This window comes from Stieleria sp., assembly GCF_041595215.1.
Classification (GTDB): Bacteria; Planctomycetota; Planctomycetia; order Pirellulales; family Pirellulaceae; genus Stieleria; species Stieleria magnilauensis.
On the sequence record NZ_JBFHKV010001122.1, the window covers coordinates 1 to 2,687 of the forward strand.

Consider the following 2,687-nt stretch of genomic DNA (forward strand, 5'->3'; position numbering starts at 1 on the left):
CACCCTCGGCGTCGCCCAGGATTTTGAGCATGTACAGCAAGCGGTTGCTCGTCAAGAAATCGGTGGGATCGCGATCGAGTGCTTCCAGTGCGGCTCGAACGGCGGCGCGGGGCTGTTGCTGTCCGGCCAAGTAAGCGGCCCATGCGGCCCAGTACTCCGAAAAACCACGCACGGCATCGTCCGTTTGGCTGATCCATCGCCGAAAGCCCTCATCGTCTTGCGCCTCGGCGAGTGACCGGCCATACAACGCTACGACCGAGGGCGGGGCGGTGTTTTCGGCCACGCTTTCACTCAGTAGCGCCGCGGCCTCGGAGAAGCGTTGTTCGGTGAAGAGTACGCGCGCCCGTCCCGCCGGGCCGATCGGCTCATAGCGGATCGCCCCATCGTCGGTGCCTGGGTCATCGGAGGCCATTGCATCGCTCAACACGATCAACGAATGCAATTCGTCTTGCCGAAAGTCTCCCAACCGGCACAGCTCTCGGACGTGCACCGCTGCTTCGTGACGCCGTCCCTGGCGATTGAACAGGTAGGCGAGTTGCCGATGCGCCCGACTGGCGTCGGGGATCAGTTCCAGCAGACGGGAATACTTGCGTTCGGCGTCGGCGTACTGTCCGATTTGGAACGACCAATCCGCAGCCTGGCCGAGTGCCGGCAAACCGGCCTCGGGATGGTCTTCGGGGATCGATTCAAGAAACTCGATCGCCGCCGACAGGTCACCCTCATTGGCCTTGGCGAGCGCCAATCGATAGATGACGTCCACGTCGTCAGGGTCGGCAACCAACAGGCTTTTCAGCACCGTGACGGCCTCGCCAAGCTGGCCCGCTTCGGTCAGCCGATCGGCCTGCTGGAGTTGGTCTTCGCGAGACGGTGCGGGTGATGGCTCGGGTGATCTGTCCGATTCAACCGTCGGTGTTTCGCGCGGTTCGGATTCTTGAACCGTTTCCAGCGATGGCCCACATCCGATGATCAGCATACCCAACAACCATACAAACCAACGAGCGCACCGCGACGATGTGGTTTGACGAACAGGGGTGGTCGTGGAGTTCATGAAGTTCGGGCTAGCCCAAGGAGTGCTTGATGTGGAGTTGCTGGCTGCAACGTTTTCGATGTCTGTTTCTCGGGTAACCGGGTTAGCGGTAGGGCGCGAGCCCAATGCCACTTACATTGGCGCCAGACGGGGGACTTTTGTTAGCGGCAGGGCGCGAGCCCTCCGGTCTTTCAAGGGTCAAACCGGACGGCTCGCGCCGTTCCGCTAGAGACATTGAATGCAGCATCAAGTTTAACACGGAGTGTCGCTGGGCGGTCGTCTCGGCCAACGGCCCTCCACCAAGCTCTCACCACCGCTGTTCCACTTCCGGTTGGCCCTCAACGACCAGGTACCGATGATTCGCCTCGATCGCGCCGACGTCTTGGACCAAACCCGATGGCCAATGCACTTGCAGACGGACGATTGCATCGGGTCGAGTCGGCGGAAATGCAAATTGAATGACGGGTTCGTCGCTGCAAAAGTATCCGTCGCCGGCGGTCACCCATTCGACATATTGGGTGTCGTCGACCGTCAACGAGAGTTTGGCGCCGATGGCATCGCGTTCGCTGGTCGTCCCGATCAGTTCGACTTGAATCCACTGGCCATCGGGACGTGTTTCGTCCCGCAGCAGCGCGACCGGTTGATCGAGGTGTCCGACCAAGAAATCGGCCGCACCGTCACGGTCATCGTCCAGCATGGCGATCGTCCGGCCCAGGTACGTCTGGTCCCAGTAACCGGATTCGTCTTCGACGTCGGCGAGAGTCAAACCGCGGCCATCGGACATCAGCACTTGCGGCGCCATCTGGTACGGTTCCCCCTGGTCTCGGATGTCAAAGATATGCCCATTGGTGACGATAAAATCCAGGAAGCCGTTTCGATCAAAGTCGACGGCCTTGGTCCCGAACCCGACGTAGGGATTCGTCGCAGCGGCGAGTCCGTATCGAACGCTATAGTCGGTGAAATCTCCCGATTCGTTTTGGAGATACAGGTTGGCCGGTTCGAGCGAGTAATTGGCGATCTGCAAATCGAGTCGGCCATCGCGATTGAAGTCACCTGTCGCGATCCCCATGCACCCGTTGGCGGCACCACTGAATCCGTTGGCCAACCCGTTGGTGTCGGCCACGTTGACGAACGAGTTTTCGCCGTTTTGGACCAACAAATGATTCGGCCGCACGTCGATCCCGACGAACACCTCGTTCTTTCCGTCGGATTGGAAATCGGTCACGACGAGCCCCAGCGAGGTTCCGGGACTGGCGATCGAGCGGGTGATCTCATGGAGTCGGAATGCACCGTTGCCCAAGTTTTCGAACCAGCGATCGGATTCGGGATAATGCGACAGCGGAGTGGGTGAGATCCATTTGCCATCCGGCCCCTTTTTGGGCAGCGCAAACCCACCTTCCATTTCGATGTAATTGGATTCGAACAGGTCCGGCAGTCGATCGCCGTTGAGATCCGCGATGGCCACCGAAGCGGTGAACCGATCTGGAAAGGTTCCCAGCCCTGACGTCTGCTCGCGAAAGGTTCCATCGCCGTTATTGATCAACAAACGGTTGTGCCCCAGGCTGCCCAGGAACAGATCGGGAAAGCCGTCTTGATTGACATCGCCGGCGGCCAGCCCGGAGGAATAATGAAAGTCTTCCGCATCCGCGGCGACGGTCTG

General features: G+C 60.0%; 2 protein-coding genes. Both read right to left on the reverse strand.

The annotated features are described in order from the left end of the window. Nucleotides 1–973, reverse strand: a 973-nt coding sequence (locus ABX749_RS28730) for a tetratricopeptide repeat protein (protein ID WP_372899060.1), incomplete at its 3' end; no start/stop codon positions are given. 361 nt (nt 974–1,334) lie between these two features. Further along, on the reverse strand, nt 1,335–2,687 hold a 1,353-nt coding region (locus tag ABX749_RS28735; RefSeq protein ID WP_372899061.1), incomplete at its 5' end, for a CRTAC1 family protein.